The organism is Rhizobium sp. PK7-22 (genome assembly GCF_056530405.1).
On the sequence record NZ_CP096514.1, the window covers coordinates 136,567 to 155,596 of the forward strand.

22 protein-coding genes are annotated in these 19,030 nt (G+C 63.7%); 6 read left to right on the forward strand and 16 right to left on the reverse strand.

Annotation, left to right across the window (positions count from 1 at the left end; all coding sequences use genetic code 11):
* Positions 1-4: 4 nt before the first annotated feature.
* Together M1E10_RS05480 and M1E10_RS05485 are read right to left on the reverse strand one after the other, a co-directional pair.
* Entirely contained in the window at positions 5-694 is a 690-nt protein-coding gene (locus M1E10_RS05480) for a sugar phosphate isomerase family (RefSeq protein WP_499175381.1), read from the reverse strand.
* Positions 691-1,413, reverse strand: coding sequence for a sugar phosphate isomerase family (locus M1E10_RS05485; RefSeq protein ID WP_499175382.1), 723 nt, complete (start codon positions 1,411-1,413; stop codon positions 691-693). The genes M1E10_RS05480 and M1E10_RS05485 overlap by 4 nt, the downstream gene beginning before the upstream one ends.
* A gap of 127 nt (positions 1,414-1,540) precedes the next feature.
* On the opposite strand from M1E10_RS05485, the gene M1E10_RS05490 reads away from it, so the two are divergent.
* Together M1E10_RS05490 and M1E10_RS05495 are read left to right on the forward strand one after the other, a co-directional pair.
* Positions 1,541-2,296, forward strand: coding sequence for an IclR family transcriptional regulator (locus M1E10_RS05490; protein WP_499175383.1), 756 nt, complete (start codon positions 1,541-1,543; stop codon positions 2,294-2,296).
* Between the two features lie 179 nt (positions 2,297-2,475).
* Complete coding sequence (locus M1E10_RS05495) at positions 2,476-3,150, forward strand: L,D-transpeptidase (protein WP_499175384.1); 675 nt, start codon at positions 2,476-2,478, stop codon at positions 3,148-3,150.
* A 33-nt stretch (positions 3,151-3,183) separates the two neighbouring features.
* Here the strand turns inward: M1E10_RS05495 and M1E10_RS05500 are convergent, their stop codons facing one another.
* From M1E10_RS05500 to pcaD, 10 genes are all read right to left on the reverse strand, one after another.
* Positions 3,184-3,900 carry an ABC transporter ATP-binding protein gene (locus M1E10_RS05500; protein WP_499175385.1) on the reverse strand — a complete coding sequence of 239 codons (717 nt, stop codon included), beginning with the start codon at positions 3,898-3,900 and terminating at the stop codon, positions 3,184-3,186.
* The gene (locus M1E10_RS05505) at positions 3,881-4,645 is read right to left on the reverse strand and encodes an ABC transporter ATP-binding protein (RefSeq protein ID WP_499175386.1); all 765 of its coding nucleotides are present in this window, start codon (positions 4,643-4,645) and stop codon (positions 3,881-3,883) included. Before M1E10_RS05505 ends, M1E10_RS05500 begins: the two co-directional genes overlap by 20 nt.
* On the reverse strand, positions 4,642-5,634 hold the full coding sequence (locus tag M1E10_RS05510) for a branched-chain amino acid ABC transporter permease (RefSeq protein ID WP_499175387.1): 993 nt from the start codon (positions 5,632-5,634) through the stop codon (positions 4,642-4,644). The genes M1E10_RS05505 and M1E10_RS05510 overlap by 4 nt, the downstream gene beginning before the upstream one ends.
* Positions 5,635-5,645: 11 nt before the next feature.
* On the reverse strand, positions 5,646-6,509 hold the full coding sequence (locus M1E10_RS05515) for a branched-chain amino acid ABC transporter permease (RefSeq protein WP_499175388.1): 864 nt from the start codon (positions 6,507-6,509) through the stop codon (positions 5,646-5,648).
* 79 nt (positions 6,510-6,588) lie between these two features.
* Positions 6,589-7,761: an ABC transporter substrate-binding protein gene (locus tag M1E10_RS05520; protein WP_499175389.1), complete on the reverse strand. Its 1,173-nt coding sequence runs from the start codon at positions 7,759-7,761 to the stop codon at positions 6,589-6,591.
* 127 nt (positions 7,762-7,888) lie between these two features.
* Positions 7,889-8,944 (reverse strand): 3-carboxy-cis,cis-muconate cycloisomerase, encoded by a 1,056-nt coding sequence (locus tag M1E10_RS05525; RefSeq protein WP_499175390.1) that lies wholly within the window; start codon positions 8,942-8,944, stop codon positions 7,889-7,891.
* Positions 8,945-8,954: 10 nt separating this feature from the next.
* The gene (gene pcaG, locus M1E10_RS05530) at positions 8,955-9,572 is read right to left on the reverse strand and encodes a protocatechuate 3,4-dioxygenase subunit alpha (RefSeq protein ID WP_499175391.1); all 618 of its coding nucleotides are present in this window, start codon (positions 9,570-9,572) and stop codon (positions 8,955-8,957) included.
* A 1-nt stretch (position 9,573) separates the two neighbouring features.
* Positions 9,574-10,314, reverse strand: coding sequence for a protocatechuate 3,4-dioxygenase subunit beta (gene pcaH / locus M1E10_RS05535; RefSeq protein ID WP_499175392.1), 741 nt, complete (start codon positions 10,312-10,314; stop codon positions 9,574-9,576).
* Positions 10,295-10,741, reverse strand: a complete 447-nt coding sequence (pcaC, locus tag M1E10_RS05540; RefSeq protein WP_499175393.1) for a carboxymuconolactone decarboxylase family protein — start codon at positions 10,739-10,741, stop codon at positions 10,295-10,297. The genes pcaH and pcaC overlap by 20 nt, the downstream gene beginning before the upstream one ends.
* 4 nt (positions 10,742-10,745) lie before the next feature.
* Positions 10,746-11,543, reverse strand: a complete 798-nt coding sequence (pcaD, locus tag M1E10_RS05545; RefSeq protein WP_499175394.1) for a 3-oxoadipate enol-lactonase — start codon at positions 11,541-11,543, stop codon at positions 10,746-10,748.
* A gap of 92 nt (positions 11,544-11,635) precedes the next feature.
* On the opposite strand from pcaD, the gene pcaQ reads away from it, so the two are divergent.
* Positions 11,636-12,562: a pca operon transcription factor PcaQ gene (gene pcaQ / locus M1E10_RS05550; protein WP_499175395.1), complete on the forward strand. Its 927-nt coding sequence runs from the start codon at positions 11,636-11,638 to the stop codon at positions 12,560-12,562.
* On the opposite strand, the gene ocd is transcribed toward pcaQ, so the two are convergent.
* The gene (gene ocd, locus M1E10_RS05555; RefSeq protein ID WP_499175396.1) at positions 12,559-13,641 is read right to left on the reverse strand and encodes an ornithine cyclodeaminase; all 1,083 of its coding nucleotides are present in this window, start codon (positions 13,639-13,641) and stop codon (positions 12,559-12,561) included. The two genes, pcaQ and ocd, sit on opposite strands and share 4 nt — an antisense overlap.
* On the reverse strand, positions 13,641-14,561 hold the full coding sequence (rocF, locus tag M1E10_RS05560) for an arginase (protein ID WP_499175397.1): 921 nt from the start codon (positions 14,559-14,561) through the stop codon (positions 13,641-13,643). The genes ocd and rocF overlap by 1 nt, the downstream gene beginning before the upstream one ends.
* A 113-nt stretch (positions 14,562-14,674) precedes the next feature.
* Here rocF and M1E10_RS05565 point away from each other — a divergent pair, with 113 nt between their 5' ends.
* Positions 14,675-15,112 carry an Lrp/AsnC family transcriptional regulator gene (locus M1E10_RS05565; RefSeq protein ID WP_499175398.1) on the forward strand — a complete coding sequence of 146 codons (438 nt, stop codon included), beginning with the start codon at positions 14,675-14,677 and terminating at the stop codon, positions 15,110-15,112.
* A 45-nt stretch (positions 15,113-15,157) separates the two neighbouring features.
* On the opposite strand, the gene M1E10_RS05570 is transcribed toward M1E10_RS05565, so the two are convergent.
* Entirely contained in the window at positions 15,158-15,490 is a 333-nt protein-coding gene (locus M1E10_RS05570; RefSeq protein ID WP_499175399.1) for a hypothetical protein, read from the reverse strand.
* A 115-nt stretch (positions 15,491-15,605) separates the two neighbouring features.
* On the opposite strand from M1E10_RS05570, the gene M1E10_RS05575 reads away from it, so the two are divergent.
* On the forward strand, positions 15,606-16,862 hold the full coding sequence (locus M1E10_RS05575) for a glycerate kinase type-2 family protein (protein ID WP_499175400.1): 1,257 nt from the start codon (positions 15,606-15,608) through the stop codon (positions 16,860-16,862).
* Here the strand turns inward: M1E10_RS05575 and M1E10_RS05580 are convergent, their stop codons facing one another.
* Positions 16,863-17,744 (reverse strand): helix-turn-helix domain-containing protein, encoded by an 882-nt coding sequence (locus M1E10_RS05580; RefSeq protein ID WP_499175401.1) that lies wholly within the window; start codon positions 17,742-17,744, stop codon positions 16,863-16,865.
* 111 nt (positions 17,745-17,855) lie between these two features.
* Here M1E10_RS05580 and pobA point away from each other — a divergent pair, with 111 nt between their 5' ends.
* On the forward strand, positions 17,856-19,025 hold the full coding sequence (gene pobA / locus M1E10_RS05585) for a 4-hydroxybenzoate 3-monooxygenase (protein WP_499175402.1): 1,170 nt from the start codon (positions 17,856-17,858) through the stop codon (positions 19,023-19,025).
* The last annotated feature ends 5 nt before the right edge of the window (positions 19,026-19,030 follow it).

The window sequence follows — 19,030 nt, forward strand, 5'->3', positions numbered from 1 at the left end:
TCCTTCAGAGTGTCGGCACGGTGAGCTCGGCCACGGGACCATCCGTGTGCAGCGGTGCGCCGGTCATGGCCTGCAGTTCGTCCATGGTCATCGCCGCAAGCTTTTCACGCACAACGAAACGGCCGTCCTTGATGTCGACCACGGCATGGCTCGTATAGACGCGGGTGATACAGCCGACACCCGTCAGCGGAAAGGTGCATGTGTCGACCAGTTTCGGCTTGCCGTCCTTGGTGACGTGTTCGGTGATGACGAAGACCTGCTTGGCGCCATGCACGAGATCCATGGCGCCACCGACGGCCGGTACGCCCTTGGAGCCGACCCGCCAGTTGGCAAGGTCGCCGTTCTGCGCGACCTGATAGGCGCCGAGGATGGCCACATCCAGATGTCCGCCGCGGACCATGGCAAAGCTGTCGGCATGGTGGAAGAAGGCCGCCCCCGGCTTCAGCGTCACCGCCTTCTTGCCGGCGTTGATCAGGTCCCAGTCTTCTTCGCCGGCGGGCGGTGCCTCGCCGAAGTTGAGGATGCCGTTTTCCGTGTGGAAGATCGCCTGCCGGCCCGGCGGCTGGAAGCGCGCGACCATTTCCGGGAAGCCGATGCCGAGGTTGACGTAGGCGTCGTCTTCGATGTCCTGCGCCGCACGCCAGGCGATCTGGGCATTGGAGAGCTTGATGTCTTCGCGGGTATCGAGGGTCATGCGTAGGCCACTCCGGCTCGGATGAGCTCTTCTTCCTGTTGCGGATCGGCGACCTCGACGACCCCGTTGACGAAGATGCCGGGAGTGATGACATGCTCGGGATCGATGTCACCCGCCGGCACGATCCGGGAAACCTGTGCGATTGTGACCGCGGCTGCCATGCACATCAGCGGATTGAAGTTGCGGCCCGCCTTGTTGTAGGTGAGGTTGCCGTAGGTATCGCCGAGCTGCGCCTTGACGATGGCGAAATCCGCCTTCAGCCAACGCTCCTGCACATAAGGCTGGCCGTCGAATTCGGCGATCACCTTGCCTTCCGCAAGCTCGGTCCCGTAGGCCGTCGGCGTGTAGAAGGCGGGGATTCCGGCACCACCTGCGCGAATGCGCTCCGCAAGCGTGCCCTGCGGCACGAGTTCCAGCTCGATTTCGCCGGCCAGGTAGCGATCCGTGAAGGCTCGCGGATCGGAGGAGCGTGGGAAGGAGCAGATCATCTTCTTGACCATGCCGGCGTCGATCATGGCAGCAATGCCGATGCGCCCGTTGCCGGCATTGTTGTTGATCACCGTGAGGTTCTTCGGGCCCCCCGTGTTCCGATACTGGTCGATCAGCGCATGAATGAGCTCGATGGGCGCTCCCGATCCGCCGAAGCCACCGATCATGACGATGGCCCCGTCAGGGATTGCGGAGACGGCCTCCGCCGTGCTCCCGACTGTCTTGTCCATGCGAAATGCTCTCCCGGTGGTTCAGGTGTCGCAACACTTAGCCTCTCGTACGGAACCGTCGTCAATGATTTTGTGCGTTATTTGACTTTTGTTTGTATATCGCACAAACTCTGGCCAGGAGCAGTCGATGCGAGAAACGGATTTTATCGGGAGTTTTGCCAAGGGCCTGAAGGTGATCGAGGCTTTCGGTGAAGCCAGCCCGCGCCTTTCCATCGCCGACGTTTCGAAGGCCACGGGGCTTGATCGAGCCACGGCACGGCGCTGCCTCCTCACCCTCGCGGAGCTCGGCTACGCAGACTACGACGGAAAGTTCTTCGCCCTGACGCCGCGGATCCTGCGGCTGGGCCATGCCTACCTCTCGGCGACCCCTTTGCCGCAGATCGTCCAGCCTCTCCTCGATCGCCTGTCGGACGAGGTCGGCCAGAGTGCGTCCGCCAGTGTCCTCGACGGCACCGAGATCGTCTATATCGCGCGCGCCTCGCAGCGGCGGGTCATGTCCATCAATCTGATGGCCGGCAGCCGCCTGCCCGCCTATTGTGCCTCCATGGGCCGAGTTCTTCTGGCCGCTCTGCCGGAACCGGATGCGCGCGAATTGCTCCGCCGAACGGAGCTGCGTAGCTTTACCCCTTTGACAAAGACCGATCCTGACCAGTTGGCGGACGAGCTGGCACAGGTGCGCAGTCAGGGCTTTGCGGTTATCGATCAGGAGCTGGAGCTCGGCCTCTGCTCCATCGCCGTGCCGCTTGTCAATTCCCGAGGTGCGGTGATAGCGGCCATCAATATCGGTGCACCGGCAGCGCAGTTTCGCGCCACGGAATTAGCGGAGCGGTTTCTGACATCCCTGCGGGCCGTCGCATCGACGCTCCAGCCTATGCTGCAGTGAGTATCGACCCATAGCGTCCAGTCTGGCGGCAGGCGGCGATCAGGACGGTCACGGAACCGTGAGGTGTTGTGAGTTGCCCCCTGCCGGGGGAGGCAACTATCAGCGGGTCTGCAGCATTCGTGGAACGCAATAAGCGACAGCGGATCCTCCCCTTCCCCTGAAATGATGGACTTTCCTCCGTGCCGAACCTGACCCGCCGCGCCCTTCTGATATCGACACCTTTCGTGCTTGCCGGATGCACGACGGCCACCCGCGAGACGGTGGTGAGGAAGCCGGCCATACCGGCAGAATATCTGTCCATGTACGCCGCCGTCGAAGGAGAGCCCTTTCCGGTCGACGCGGCCGATCTGACGCGCGTTGATCCGGCTTTTCTTCGTCGCGAGGTCCCTTACAGCACCTCCGAACCGACCGGCACGATCGTGGTCGATACGCAGGCACGCTATCTCTACCTGGTCGGTGAAAACGGAATGGCTCTGCGCTACGGGATCGGCGTCGGCAAGGCCGGACTGGAGTTCTCCGGTGAGGCCCTGGTGCAGTACAAGCGGCAATGGCCGCGTTGGACGCCGACCCAGGACATGATTGCACGCGAACCGGAACGCTATGGTCCGCTCGCGGCAGGCATGGAGCCGGGTCCTCTGAACCCGCTCGGTCCGCGTGCGCTCTACCTGTTCAAGAATGGCGTGGACACGCTCTACCGCATTCACGGCACCACCGAGGACTGGACCATCGGCAAGGCGGTCTCCAGCGGCTGTATTCGCCTGCTGAACCAGGACATCATCGACCTCTACCGCCGCGTGCCGCCCAAGACCCGGGTGATCGTGCTGCAGGGACCGGCGTCAGGCTACGGCGTCTAAGCTTCAGTGCAGCCCACGGCGGGCGGCCATCTATTAGTGAAGGCCGCCGACGCCGAGCAGTCGGTCCACGGTCTCGTGTTCCCCCGCCAGCGTCGTCGGAGAGCCGGACCAGGCGATCCTGCCGCGTTCCATGATGATGACGTGGTCGGCGAAATCGAGAGCCATCTGGATCCGCTGCTCCACGAGCAGGATCGTCATGTCCCCCGAGGCTGCAAGCCGGGAAAAGGCGGCCATCAGTTCCTCGCAGATCACCGGCGCCAGCCCCTCCAGCGGCTCGTCCAGCAAAAGCACGCTCGGCTTTCCGAGAATGCTCCTGGCTGTCGACAGCATCTGCTGCTCGCCGCCGGAGAGCTGGCTGCCGAGGTTGCGCCGCCGCTCCTTCAGCCGCGGGAACATCTCGTAGGCTTCTTCCACCGCAGTTTTCGGCCTGGTCTTCAAACCGACGAACAGGTTCTCCTCGACCGTCAGGGTCGGAAATACATCCCGGGTTTGTGGCACGTAGCCAAGCCCGAGGAGAGCCCGAGCGGCGCTCGGCTCCCGGGTGATGTCGCGGTCGCCGAGGCGGATCTCGCCACCGTAGCGGCGCGTCTGCCCGGCCAGGGTCGCAAAGAGGCTGGTCTTGCCCATGCCGTTGCGGCCGAGCACGGCAAGCCGCGAACCGGCCGGCACGGAGAATGAGACCTCTTCGATGACCCGCGTCGGACCATAGCCCGCCGACAGGTCCTTGATATCAAGCGGCGCTGCCGGCATTCGCATAGCTCCCGAGGTAAGCTTCCCGCACGCGCGGGTCCTGTGTGACGTCCTGTGGCGATCCGTCGAAGATCACCGTGCCTGCAGCCAGCACGATGACGCGCTTGGCAAAGCGGAACACCAGGTCCATGTCGTGTTCGATCATCAGCACCGCCAGATCCGACGGCAGTCTGTCCAGCGCCTGCTCGATCCGGGCCGTTTCGCTCTGCGGCACGCCGGCGGCGGGCTCGTCGAGCAGCAGCACCTTCGGCCTCAGTGCCAGCGCCAGCGCGATCTCCAGAAGGCGCTGCTGCCCGTAGGCGATCTCGCGGACCTTGAGGTGGGATAGCGCCAGCAGGCCGAGCTGGTCGAGGATATCGCGCACTTCCTCCATCACGGCCGGCATGTTCCGGTACCGTCCGATCACCCGGCCGGACTTGCCCTCCCGCTGCAGGATTGCCAGCGCCACATGTTCTTCCGGGGTCATCTCGTAGAAAAGCCGGGTCACCTGGAAAGAGCGCACCAGGCCCAGCCGGACGCGCTGCATGGCGCTGAGGTGGGTGACATCCCGCCCGGCGAGATGCACGCTGCCGGAACTGGGCGGCAGGGTGCCGGTGACGATGTTGACGAAGGTGGTCTTGCCAGCCCCGTTCGGGCCGATCAGCGCGAGGCGGTCGCCTGCCGAAAGCGACAGCGACACATTGTTGGTGACCGCGAGCCCGCCGAAGTTCTTGTTGAGGCTGTTGACTTCGAACAAGGCACTCATGCGCGCCGTCCCCTCATCCGTTCGGCAAAGGCAGCGGCCGTCCCGTAGAGCCCCTTCGGCGCAAACAGAACGACGGCGATCAGAAGCGCCCCGACCATGGTCAGCCAGTGGAACGGGTTGGCGGCGGAAACGACGTCCTCGAACCACATGAAGACCACCGTCCCGATCAGCGCCCCGAAGAGGCTGCCTGTCCCGCCGAGCACGAGCATTACGAGCGACTCCGCCGAAAGGGTGAAGGACAGGCTGTCGAGCCCCACGACTTGCGTGGAGATGGCATTCAGCGCGCCACCGATGCCGGCGACGAGACCCGAGATGACGTACATCCGCAGCAGAACCGACTGCACGGAGGCGCCCATCGCAGAAATCCGCACCGGATCCTCCCGAACGCCGCGCGCCAGCATGCCGAAGGGCGAGCGCACGAGGATCTGGAGCAGGATGAAGACGACGAGGAGAAGCACAAGCCCGTAGACGTAGGAGGTCCGCCCCCAGAGGTCGAATTCGAACATGCCGAGCAATGCGGCAGGCGCAATGCCCGACAGGCCGTCGCTGCCGCCGGTCCAGGAGGAAGCCTTGTTGGCGGCTTCATGGAACAGGTGGATGACGGCGATCGACAGCACCAGTTGCGGCAGTCCATGAGCCCGAAGGATGATGAGGCCGGAGACCAGCCCGGCCAGCGCTCCGGCAAGCGCGCCGACGACCGTCATCAGCAGCGGGTCCGATATTCCGTAGTGCGCCGAGGCGATACCGGCCGCATAGGCGCCCGCACCGAAGAGCGCGGCGTGCCCCAGCGTCGCAACCCCGCAATAGCCCGTCACCAGATCGACCGACAGCACCAGGAACGCGATCGCGATGATCCGGGTCAGCAGCGCCAGGTTGTTCGGGAAAAGGTAGTAGCCGATGATCCCGACAGCGATGATAGCAGCAATGCCGATCAGGCTGCCGAGGATGTTTCGGCGGACCGGCGGGCCCGCAAGGATCGGATCATTCATGCTTGCAGCCATTATTTGAACCGCCCGGCAAGACCGCGGGGGAAGAGGATCACGATGATGATGACCGCGAGGTAGAAGAAGAACTCTCCATACTCGGGTGCAAGGTATCGGCCGGTGGTATCGATCGCCCCGAGGAGGAGACAGGCGAGCAGGGCGCCGAGAATGGACCCTGCGCCGCCCACCGATACGACGACGAGGAAGGTCACCATGTAGCGCAAGGCGTAATAGGGCTCGACCGGCAGGAGCTCCGCGCCCACCACGCCGCCGAAGGCCGCCAGGCCGATCGCCACGGCGAAGCTGACGGCATAGACGATCTCGGTCCGAACCCCGAGCGCCGCCGCCATGCCGGCATTGTCGACGGACGCCCTGATCTTGATGCCGAAGGCGGTGCGCTCGATCAGGAACCAGAGGCCGCCAGCCACGGCAAGGCCGCAGGCTATGGCGAAGATGCGGTGGGTGGCAATGGAGCGGAAGCCGAGGTCGATGGATCCCTGCAGCGTTTCCGGCAGCGGAATGGTCTTGAGCGTCGGCCCGAAGACGAAGTTGGCGATGCCGATGACGCAGAAGGTGATGCCGATCGTCATCAGCACCTGCGTCAGTTCCGGCGCGCCATAGATGCGGCGGTACAGGAAGCGCTCGATGGGGATGGCAATCAACACCGTGCCGACGACCGCAAGCAGCACCGCGGCCGCATAACCGACCCCCAGGTCGCGCGCGGCGTAGGAGGCGATATAGCCGCCGATCATGGCGAAGGCGCCGTGGGCAAGGTTGACGACACGCATCAATCCCATGGTCACGGACAGGCCGATCGAAATCACGAACAGCACCATTCCGTAGGCCAGCGCGTCGACGGCTATGCTGAACACGGTCTGCATCGGCGCCACTCTCTCCCTTTTCGACGTCAGGCGCGGAACCGGCATCCGCTCCCACGCCTGACGAAATGCCTAGATGATGTTACTTGGCAGCCGCGAGACCTGGGTCACCCTGGTTCTCGAAGGTCTGGATCTCCTTGTTGAAATAGGAGCCGTCTTCCGCCTTGGTGACTTCGCGCAGATAGATGTTCTGCGTGATGTGGCGGCTTTCCGGGTCGATGGTGACCGGACCGCGGGGGCTCGTCCACGATAGGCCCTTCACCGCGTCGACCGCCTTCGCGGCATCCTGCTCTCCGCCGGTGGCCTCGATCATCTTGGTGATGACATACATGCCATCGAAGGCGCCGATGGCCGGAAACGAGAGCTCGGCCGGATTGCCGATGGCCTTGCGGGCCGCCTCGACGAAGGCCATGTTCTCCGGGGAATCATGCGAAACCGCATAGTGGAAGGTCGTCTGCATCCCGAGGGCGGAATCGCCGAGCGCCGGCAGATCCGATTCTTGCGTCAGGTCGCCCGGCGCAAACAGCTTGATACCGCCATCCTTGAGGCCGTTCTGGTTGAAGGCCTTCACGAAGCCGAGGGTCGTCGGACCGGACGGCAGGAAGGCAAACACTGCCTCCGCGCCGGAATCCTTCACCCGCTGCATGATTGGCGAAAAGTCGTTGGTCGAGAGCGGCATCCGGATGGCCTCGACGACAGCGCCGCCTTCCTTCTCGAAGGCTGCCTTGAAGGCATTTTCGGCATCGACGCCCGGACCGTAGTCGCTGACGATCGAGATGACCTTGTTGACGCCGGCATCCTTGGCGACCTTGGCGATCGGGGTCGATGTCTGCCAGGTTGTGAACGAGGTCCGGACGACGTAGGGGCTCTTGGTGACGATGGCGGACGTTGCGGCGTTCATCACCACCATCGGCACATTGCCCTGCTCCAGGATCGGCGTCGCCGCCATGGCATCCGGCGTGAAGTAGAAGCCGGCGAGATACTGCACGCCTTCCTTGACGACCAGTTCCTGGGCAAGCGCCTTGGACTGCGCCGGATCTGCCTGCGGCACGTCGCGGTAGATGACTTCAATCGTATCGTCGCCGACGGTATTGCCGTTCAGCGCGAAATAGGCGTCGATACCCGCCTTGAAGTTCTTGCCCTGAAGGGCGAACGGACCGGAGAACGGCCCGACGACGCCGACCTTGATCGTGTCGGCATAGGCCGCGCTCGACAGAACGACAGCTGCAATGGTTGCGGTGATGAGCTTCTTCATGGTTCCTCCCTGGCCGACCGCCTGTGCTCAGACGTCCTCGTATCAGCATCTTGGTGCGGGGACTTTGCCACACAAAGGGGTAATGTAAAATGAATTACTGGCGGCAAACCATATTGAAATGGTTATGTTAGGCGCGGCCGAACGATCGGATGTTTCGGACAAGTTCGGCGGCGATTCTCAGCGACGCGCCTGTGGCGACGACCATCTGCGGCAGGAGCAGCCATTCGAGCGTCCAGGCCGCTCCGGAGCGCTCCTGCTCGTGAACCAGTGACTGGTGCAGACCCGAAATCTGCACCGCATTGAAACGCGCCAGTGAGACAAGGACTTCTGCGGACACCGGGTTCTGCTTGTGCGCCATGGCCGAGGACCCGCCGCCACCCGAAAGTTCGATCTCTCCGCCAAGTTCCGCCAGAAGCGCCACGTCCTGCCCGAATTTTCCCAGGCTGCCGGAAACGAGCGACAGGATCCCGCCGAATTCGGCAATGCCATCCCTCTGGCTCTGCCATTGCGGCATATCCGCAAGCCCCAGTTCTTTAGCAATGGCGGCACGGATCACGACACCTCTGTCGCCGAGCCTGTCGAGCGTGCCCGCGGCCCCCCCGAACTGAACCGGAAAGCCTTCAACCGAAAACGCCTCCAGCCTCTCCTGATGCCGCTGGAGCGGCGCCCGCCACGCCCGGATCCGGTCCGCCACGGTGATCGGGATTGCCGCCTGCATGCGCGTGTGGCCCATCAGGGTGCGGCTGCCGGACCGATCGTCGAGATCCCGGAAGAGATGATCAAGGTCTTCGAGCCGGCTCACGAAAAGTGTACTGACCCGCTGGAGCCGCAGCATCAGGGCAGTGTCGATCACGTCCTGGCTGGTGGCGCCGATATGGACGTGCTTGCCCGCCTCTGCGCCGACGGCAGCCTTCAACTGCCGGACCAGCTCGGGGACGACGACACCATCTTTGGCGACACCGGCGCCCAGGGCTGCCATATCCGGCACGAAAGAGCCGCACGCGGCGTTGATACGCTCCGCGGCTGCCGCCGGAATGACGCCCGCCGCAGCCTCGGCATTGGCAAGCGCCCGCTCGAAGGCAAGCATGGCCGCGATTTCCGCTTCCGCGGAGAATTGCCTTGCGGTCTCCTGGTCACCGAGAAGACCGCAAAGATAGGGATGGCTGAAGGCGGATAGGGTCATCGGCGTCCGATCAGATGTCGAAGAAGATCGTTTCCTTATCACCCTGGAGGTGGATGTCGAAAGTCACCGTGTTCCCCTCACGCCTGCCGATCAGCGTGGGCACGCGAACCCGGTGCTCGATGCGCATCAGGATCGGATCTTCCCCGTTCGCCTGTTCCTCGTCGGAGAAATACATGCGCGTGTTGAGGCCGAGGTTGATCCCGCGCGCAACGATCCAGAAGTTGACGTGTGGCGCCATCGGCCTGCCGTCGCGGAAGGGCACGCGGCCCGGCTTGATCGTCTCGAAGACGAATTCGCCGGTGTCCATGTCTCCCGGGCAACGGGCCCAGCCGAAGAAGTTCGGGTCTGCCGTGCCGCGCGTTTCGGAGGGGCTGTTGTAGAAGCCGTCTGCATCCGCCTGCCAGATCTCCACGAGCGCGTCCTTCAGCGGCGTTCCGGCGCCGTCGAAGACATGGCCGCGGATGGTGATCCGCTCGCCGCGCGTCTGCTCGCTGACCATCGAGCCGGAGCCGAGATCCTGGTCATAGACGCCATGGATGCCGGTGAAGTTCGGCGTGCAACCGATGTGGACGTAGGGACCGGCTGTCTGCGACGCCGATTCCTTGAGATAGCCGAGTGGCTGGACCATGTCAGTTGCCCTCCTTGCGGTTCTCGAACAGCGTCGAGCGGCGGCCACGCAGCACGATGTCGAACTTGTAGGCGTTCATGTCGTGGGGAATGCTGGCGTTGATGTCGAGTGGCGCGATCAACTGCTTGATCGCCTCCTCGTCCGGGATCGTCTTGACGATCGGACAAATCCAGATCAGCGGATCGCCCTCGAAATACATCTGCGTGACCAGCCGCTGCGCGAAGCCGTGCCCGAAGACCGAGAAATGGATATGCGCCGGACGCCAGTCGTTGACGCCGTTCGGCCATGGATAAGGGCCGGGCTTGATCGTCTTGAACCAGTAGAAGCCGTTCTCGTCGGTGAGGGTGCGCCCGAAGCCTCCGAAATTGGGATCGAGCGGCGCGAGATAGGTTTCCTTCTTGTGCCGATAGCGGCCGCCGGCGTTGGCCTGCCAGAACTCCACCAGCGCGCCGGGCACGCCGATCCCACGCTCGTCCAGCACCCGGCCATGCACCAGGATCCGTTGGCCGATCGGCCCCTCGCCGGGCTTGGCGTAGTTGACGATCAGGTCGTTGTCGGTCTCGTTGATGATATTGTGCCCGAAGACCGGGCCGGTGATCTCGCTCTTCGTGCCTTCGAGCGAAATCAGCGCCCGCTGCGGCGACCGCAGAACGGTGGTCTTGTACCAGGGCGTATAGGCCGGCGGCTGCATCTCCCGGTCGCGGGCGAAGAAGGGTGTCGTCTCAGGCGGTGCGTTTCTCATCGTGATCTCCCCCGGTGTCTTGTCCGGCCTCCTGTTCTGCTTCCATTTCCGCGTAGACCGCCTTTGCGATCTTGAAGGCATGATTGGCCGCCGGCACGCCGGCATAGACGGCCACATGCATCAGCGCCTCGCAGATGTCGTCCTTTGTCGCACCCGTTTGGGCAGTCGCGCGCACATGCATGGCGACCTCCTCGTGGTGGCCGAGCCCCGCCAGCAAGGCAATCGTCACGATCGAGCGCTCCCGTTTGGAAAAGCCCGGTCCGGACCACACCGTCCCCCAGGCCCCTTCGGTGATGAAGGTCTGGAAGGAGCGGTCGAAATCAGTTTGCCCCGCCAGCGCGCGATCCACATGCGCCTCGCCGAGAACGGAGCGGCGCGTCGCCAGCCCCTGGCGATAGCGCTCCGATTGGGAAGGAGTGTCGTCCATGATCTCAGTCCTTGACGTCGTTGACGATGAAGCTGCGCACGACGGCAGCGAAAGCGGCAGGCGCTTCGGCGCAGGGAATATGCGCCGCCCCCTCGATGACCTCGAACTGCGCGCCCGGAATCAGATTGGCAAGCGACCGCACCAGATCCGGCGGCGTCGATCCATCCTGCTCGCCGACGATGCAGAGAGTAGGAACGGCAATGGCCTGTGTTCGCCTGGTGAAATCCGCATCCCGGATCGCGGCGCAGGTGCCCGTATATCCGGAAACCGGCTGGCGAAGCAGCATGTTGCAATAGGCGGAGTAGGCGGCGTTCTCGGAAACCCGGAAAGGCTCGGTGAACCAGCGAGACATGACGTCGTCCAGGACGGACGCGATGCCACCGGCTTCAATAGCCGCAATGCGCTTGTCCCACATCTCGGCGGTACCGATCTTGTGCGCGGTGTCCGCAAGCACCAGCGCTCGGACCAGATCAGGCCTTTGCGCGTAGAGCCCCTGTGCGATCAGCCCTCCAACCGACAGGCCGCAGATGATGGCATCGGAGAATTCGAGATGGTCGAGCAGCCCGGCGAGATCGGCGACGTGATCCTCGATCCGGTAGGGCGGATTGCCGAGATCCGACAGGCCATGGCCGCGCTTGTCATAGGTGACGACGGTGAAGTCTTCGGCAAGCTTCGGCACCACGAGGTGCCAGATGCGGGCATCGGTCCCGAGCGAATTCACCAGCACGAGGACGGGGTTGGCGGGATCCGCCGTGGTCACGTCATAGGCGATCGCCACGCCTTCGATGCGTACAAACTGCATGAACCAATTCCTCCCTGATATACAATGCCCCATAATTCTGGTTAGGTAAAATGACTTTCGAGACGCTTCCATTAACCGGAGGGTTATGACTGTTGATCGATTCTCGGGTTAAGTTTCGGCACCTGCATACATTTCTTGAAGTTGCCCGGCAGAAAAGCGTCGTCAAGGCGGCCAATGTCCTGCATGTCAGCCAGCCCGCCGTCACCAAGACGATCCGGGAGCTCGAAGAGGCTCTCGGCGTCGCGGTCTTCGAGCGCGACGGTCGGGGAATCCGCATCACGCGCTATGGCGAAGTCTTCCTGCGGCACGCCGGCGCAGCACTGTCGGCGCTGAAGCAGGGGATTGATTCCGTCTCGCAGGAACTTTCCGATTCAGCGCCACCCGTCCGCGTCGGAGCGCTGCCGACGGTCTCCACAAGGATTATGCCCCGCGCGATGACGCTCTTCCTGCAGGAGGCGACCGGCAGCCGCATCAAGATCGTCACCGGTGAAAACGCCGTCCTCTTGGAACAACTGCGCGTCGGCGACCTGGATCTCGTCGTCGGCCGCCTTGCCGCACCGGAGAAGATGACCGGCTTCTCGTTCGAGCATCTCTATTCCGAGCAGGTGGTGTTTGCCGTGCGAGCCGGACATCCCCTTCTTGACGGCGGTCGCTCGGTCTTCGAAGGCCTCCCCGGCTATCCAGTCTTGATGCCGACCCGCGGCTCCGTCATCCGACCGGTGGTCGAGCAACTGCTGATCGCCAACGGCGTCGGCAACATTCCGACGCAGGTGGAGACGGTGTCCCATGCCTTCGGACGTGCCTTCGTCCGCGCCAGCGATGCCGTCTGGATCATCTCGCAGGGCGTCGTCTCCAACGATCTTGCGGAAGGACTGCTCGTGGCGCTTCCGGTGGACACGAGCGAGACCAAGGGACCGGTCGGGCTGACGTTGAAGGCCGACACGCCGCCCTCCGCACCGCAGGCGATCCTGATGCAGACGATCCGCCAGGCGGCAGAGGAGATCATGCCCCGGCGCTAGACGCGTCCGCTATCCGCCGGTTGAGACTGCTTCAGCCAGGCCTGGCGGCGCAGCAACATGCCATAGAGGTCGCGGGGTTCGTCCGGATCTGCCAGCAGGTCCAGTTCGATGAAATGCCCGGTGCCGCGGAGTTTCTCCCGGACATACCGCAAGGCGGAGAAATCTTCCGTCGCGAAACCGACACTGTCGAACAGCGTGATCTGGCTGTCGGACGAGCGGCCAGGCGTCTGCCCCATGATGACGCGCCAGAGTTCGCTGACCGGATGATCGTCGGCCAGCTGCTGGATCTCTCCCTCGACCCGCGTCTGCGGCGGGTATTCGACGAAGATATCGGACCGCAGCAGGATGTCGCGATGCAGTTCCGTCTTGCCGGGGCAGTCGCCGCCGACGGCATTGATGTGCACCCCGGGCCCGACCATGTTGTCCGACAGGATCGTGGCGCACTGCTTGTCGGCCGTCGCCGTGGTGATGATGTCGGCCCCCTCCACCGCCTCTTCCGCCGTGGCGCAGGCCCGGATGTCGAGCCCCAGCCCCTCCAGGTTCGTGATGCAGCGCTTCGTCGCCGCAGCGTCGATGTCGTACAATCGCAGCCGATCGATGCCGAGCAGGGCATGGAAGGCGCGCGCCTGAAACTCGCTCTGGGCACCATTGCCGATCAGCGCCATGGTGCGCGAATCCGGGCGTGCCAGATGACGGGCCGCGACCGCCGAGGTGGCAGCGGTCCGGAGCGCTGTGAGGATCGTCATCTCCGAGAGCAGCAGCGGATAGCCGGTCTCGACGTCGGCCAGAACGCCGAATGCCGTCACCGTCTGCTTGCCCGTCCTGGTGTTCTTCGGATGACCGTTCACGTATTTGAAGCCGTACAGCCGCCCGTCGCTCGTCGGCATCAGCTCGATCACGCCCTCCGTCGAATGGGAGGCGATGCGCGCCGTCTTGTCAAAGGCCTCCCAGCGCCGGAAGTCGTCCTCGATAGTGCCAGCAAGCTCCACCAGGAAGCGATCGATGCCGATCTCGAGCACCAGATCCATCATGTGTTCGACGCTGACAAAGGGGACGAGGTTGAGGCTCGGGGTCGGCATCAGAAGCTCCTGGTCGGACGATCGAGAACCTTGCGGCCCATCAGGCTGGCCGTCAGGTCGACGAGAAGGGTCGCGGTGCGCCCGCGCTCGTCGAGGAAGGGATTGAGTTCCACGAGGTCGAGGCTGGAGACGAGGCCGCTGTCGTGCAGCATTTCCATCACCAGATGTGCCTCTCGGAAGGTGGCGCCGCCGGGAACCGTCGTGCCGACGGCGGGCGCCACGGCTGGATCGAGGAAATCGACATCCAGGCTGACATGCAAAAGACCGTTGGCATCGGCCACGCGCTCGAGGAAACCGCGCAGCAGTGCCGCGACGCCATGTTCGTCGATGGAGCGCATGTCATGGATGGTGATGTCGGCTTTTGAAAGCGTTGCCCGCTCGGCCGGATCAACGCTGCGGATGCCGATCATGCAGACATTGGCGGCATCGACCGGTGCGACAAGCAGCGGGAACGTCCCGTCGAAGCCGGGCTGACCCGTGAAATAGGCAACCGGCACGCCGTGCAGATTGCCGCTTTCGGTGGATGTCAGCGAGTGCAGGTCCGTATGGGCGTCGAGCCAGAGAACGAAAAGGGGCCGGGCCGTTTCGGCGGCGCGGCGTGCGACTCCCGACACCGTGCCCGCCGAAAGAGCGTGGTCGCCGCCCAGAAAGATCGGCATGCCCTCTGCGCTTTCGCGGTAGGCGACATCCGCCAGCAGTTCCGTCCAGGCCACGATTTCCGGCAGGTTTCGGACCGCGGAATTTGCATGCGCGACGTCGCGCGTCGGCGGTGGCGACAGATTGCCGAGATCGCTCACCTCATGCCCCAGATCGGCCAGTGCCGCAGCAAGCCCGGCGACGCGCAAGGCGCTGGGTCCCATTTCGCAGCCAAGCTGCGACGCACCGTCCTGCAGGGGTATACCGATCAATTTGCAATGCATTGCGTTCTCCTTTGAGCACAGGAGAACATATCGGCATGGCAATCTGAATAGTCAGAATTGCCAATCTTCTGGTCCGATGTTAGCAAAACGGCAGTCGAAATGAGCAAAGTGATATGGATGATCTTGACGGCAAGCTGATCACGCTGTTGCGCCACAACGCTCGTCGCAGCATTTCCGATCTGGCCATCGAAATCGGCGTATCGCGCGCGACGGTGCGGGGCCGGATGGAGAAACTGGAGGAAAACGGCAGCATCCTCGGCTACACGGTCATCCTGCGGGCCGACGCGGTGGAGCTGCCGGTTCGCGGCATCATGATGATCGAGATCGAAGGCCGGGTGACGGATCGGGTGATTTCCGCTCTGGGTGCCCTCCCCGAGATTTCATCCATTCACACGACGAACGGCCGCTGGGATTTGATCGCAGAGTTGGGCGCCGCCACGCTGGCAGACTTCGACAGCGTCCTGAGGCGCATCCGACTGATGCCCGGCATTACCGCCAGCGAGACCAATCTTCTGTTGGCCACGCCACGGAGCACGAAAGCCCGCCTTTAAAGAGGGAGAATACACGGTCGCGCGAAGGACCAAGTGCGCGAGAAATCAGCTCTCCGCGACTTCCGGATAGGAACGGTTGAGTTCGTCCATGTCAGCGCACACAACGTCGTCGGCGCGCAGCGTGATGGCGACGTTATCAGTCACGTCCACGGCATCTTCAGATCGCACGGGAACAGTCTCGCCGCCCTTGCGCAGCAGCGTCGCCTCCTGGCTGAAGCCGTGCTTCAAAAGCCAGTCGCGTGGTGCGGTCAGACTGATGGCAACATGGATCGACCCATCGTCTTCCTTGCTGGCCTTGAGCTTGTAGGACGCAGGCGAGCGATTTCCGTTGATATCGATTTCGCCCGGATAACTGGCTTGCGTGAGGTATTCGCTCATGCTCTCGTGCTCCTCGATGCAGGGTTCCACGGACAACCCGTCGCCCCGGAGTTTGTTCCGGCAACAACCAGGGCGATCGGACCGGGAGCGTGGGCGGCTGGTGAGGGAGGATTGGATGGATGACAGGGATCTGCTAACGGCGCTTTTCCGCGCCGCGGTCGCGGCTGCCGATCCGCTGACCGGCATTCGGGCGCATCTGCCCGAGCCGCCGCAACAGGGGCGCACCGTCGTGGTCGGGGCTGGCAAGGGTACTGCGCAAATGGCGGCCGCGCTGGAAAGCCTGTGGCCACAGCCGCTCTCCGGCGTCGTCGTCACCCGCTACGGCTACGGCTGTCCGACCCGCTCCATTGAGATCGTCGAAGCCGCTCATCCGGTTCCCGACGAGGCCGGCCTTGCCGGAGCCCGTCGACTGATGGCGACCATCCGCAGCCTCGACAAGGACGACCTCGTCATCGCCCTGATCTGCGGCGGCGGTTCCGCTCTCCTTCCCGCCCCGCCCGAAGGCTCCGATCTCGCCGACGAGATCGCGCTGAACGAGATGCTGCTCGCCTCCGGCGCCCCCATCTCGGCGATGAACGTCGTGCGCAAGCATTTTTCCACCATCAAGGGCGGGCGTCTTGCTGCCGCCACGGCAGCACGGGTTGTGACCCTCATCGTCTCGGACATACCGGGAGACAATCCCGCCTTCGTCGCCTCCGGTCCGACCGTCCCCGATGTCACGACCCGACAGGATGCCCTGGATGTCATCCAGCAATATCGCCTGCAACTGCCCGACAGGGTGCTCGCGCACTTTCACTCCTCCGCAGCCGATGCGCCGCAGCCGGATGACCCGGTTTTTGCCCGCAATCAACATCATGTCGTCGCCTCGGCAGGCGTCTCGCTGGAAGCGGCGGCACAGGCTGCACAAGCTCACGGTCTTCAGGCAGTCATACTCTCGGACTCCATGGAAGGCGAAGCGCGCGATGTGGCGCTGGTGCATGCGGCGCTAGCCCGGGAGGTTGTCCTGCGGGGACGGCCCTTCCCGCGCCCAGCGGTTCTGCTGTCGGGAGGCGAAACGACGGTGACCTTACGCGGTAAAGTCGGCCGCGGCGGCCGCAACGGCGAGTTCGCTCTGGCGCTTGCCCTTGCAATCGATGGCTCTCCGGTGACCGCGCTTGCCGCCGACACCGATGGCATCGACGGATCGCAGGACAACGCCGGCGCCTTCGTCGATGGCACGACGGCCCGACGCCTGCGAGCATACGGCCTCGACGGTCGCTCACTTCTCGCCGGCAACGACAGCTATTCCGGCTTCGAGGCGATCGGCGATCTCTTCGTCACCGGCCCGACCGGCACCAACGTCAATGACTTCCGCGCAATCCTGATCCGCTAGTCATGCCGCACTGAGCTTCTGCCGCTCGCTTCGGCGGAAGGCACCGGGGGTCTGACCCGTCCTGTTGCGGAAACAGCGGGAAAAGTAGGCGGCATCCGAAAAACCGAGGGTGTCGGCGACCTGCTGGATGCTGGAGGGTGTGAACACCAGCGCCCGCCGCGCCTCGTCGATCACACGCGCCATGATGAGATCATGCACCGAGGCTCCCGTCACGGCGCGCACGATCCGGTTTAGATGCGTCGGTGAAAGATTGAGAAGCCCGGCATAATGCGCTGCCGGCAGATGCTCGCGGAAATGTCTGCCGATCAGCTCCTTCAACGTTTCGACCCGGAGCTGGCGCGCATCCTTCCCGGCATCGGCTGGTTGCGGCGCCGCACGCCGGCCGATCAGTATCAGCACCGTGGTGATATAGGCATCGATGAGATCGTTGCGGCCCGTCCGACGTGCCTCGAACTCTTCGGCAATACGCACGATGGTCGCGTCGATGTAGCCGCCATCTTCCCCCTCAGGCGACAGAACGTGGGGCGTCGTCAGCCAATCCTGAGGCCGCTTCTGAAGCTCAGCGATCAACCGCAACTGATCGGCGACCACGGTGATGACGAAACCTTCCACGTCGCGGGAAAAACGGTAGCCGTGGCTGATCCCAGGCGGCATCACCACGATGCATGGGGGCGCGAGCGTAACCGTCCGCCCCTCGAAGAGGGCGTCACCGGCGCCGTTTCGAATGTACAGGAGCTGGAACAGCCGCTCGTGGCGATGCAGTCCTATTTCCCATTGATAGGTGCTGCTGCGGGCGGCGATTGTCTCGCAATGCACCCAGAAATCAGGGCGTTGCGCGTCATGCTCGCCGTAAAGGTCGAAAGTCGGAACCTGCCGATCCATCGCAAGCCTCTCCTGTCCATGTTCCAATAGTCCCATAACAGGGTGCGAAAGTCCATTTCCGCTGCCCCTCCAGCCGATTAGCATTTCGCAAGTTCAGGGAGGATCCATCACATGCGCACCCAGGTCGCCATCATCGGCTCCGGGCCTTCGGGCCTGCTGCTCGGACAGTTGCTCACCAATGCCGGCATCGACAACGTCGTCATCGACCGCGTGAGCAAGGACTACATTCTCGGCCGTGTGCGCGCCGGCGTCCTCGAGGAGGGCATGGTCGGCCTTATGGACCGCGCCGAGGCCGGCGGCCGGATGCATGCGCAAGGGTTGCCGCACGACGGCGTTCTTTTGGCATTTGACGGGCAGGACCACCGGATCGACCTCTTCGGCCTGACCGGCAAGCGCGTGACGGTCTATGGCCAGACGGAAGTCACCCACGACCTGATGGACAAGCGCGAGGCGACGGGGGGCGTCACGATCTATGACGCTGTCAACGTGACGCCGCACGAGTTCGCAGGCGACCAGCCCTATGTCACCTACGAGATGGACGGCACGACCCACCGCATCGACTGCGATTTCATTGCGGGCTGCGACGGCTACCACGGCATCAGCCGCAAGTCGGTTCCTGAAGCGGCGATCAAGACCTTCGAGAAGGTCTACCCCTTCGGCTGGCTCGGCATCCTAGCGGACGTGCCACCAGTCAGCCACGAACTGATCTACGCCAACCATCCGCGCGGCTTTGCCCTCTGCTCGATGCGCTCGGAAACCCGCAGCCGCTATTACGTCCAGTGCGCCCTGGACGAGAAGATCGAGGACTGGAGCGACGACCGCTTCTACGACGAACTGCGCCGTCGCCTGCCGCCAGCCCATGCCGAGGCCATGGTCACCGGGCCCTCATTCGAGAAATCCATCGCGCCACTGCGATCCTTCGTGGCCGAGCCGATGCGCTTCGGGAGGCTGTTCCTGGTCGGGGATGCAGCCCATATCGTCCCGCCGACCGGCGCCAAGGGCCTGAACCTCGCCGCCAGCGACGTCCATTATCTCTTCGAAGGGCTGCAGGAGTTTTACGGCGAGCGGTCGACCGCAGGCATTGAGGCCTATTCGCCGCGGGCACTGAAGCGCGTCTGGAAGGCGGAGCGTTTCTCTTGGTCGATGACCATGATGCTGCACCGTTTCCCGGACACTGAAGGCTTCGGCCAGAAGATCCAGGAAGCGGAGCTCGATTATCTGGTGCATTCGACGGCTGCCTCGACCGCACTGGCGGAAAACTACGTCGGGCTACCGTATTGAATGGG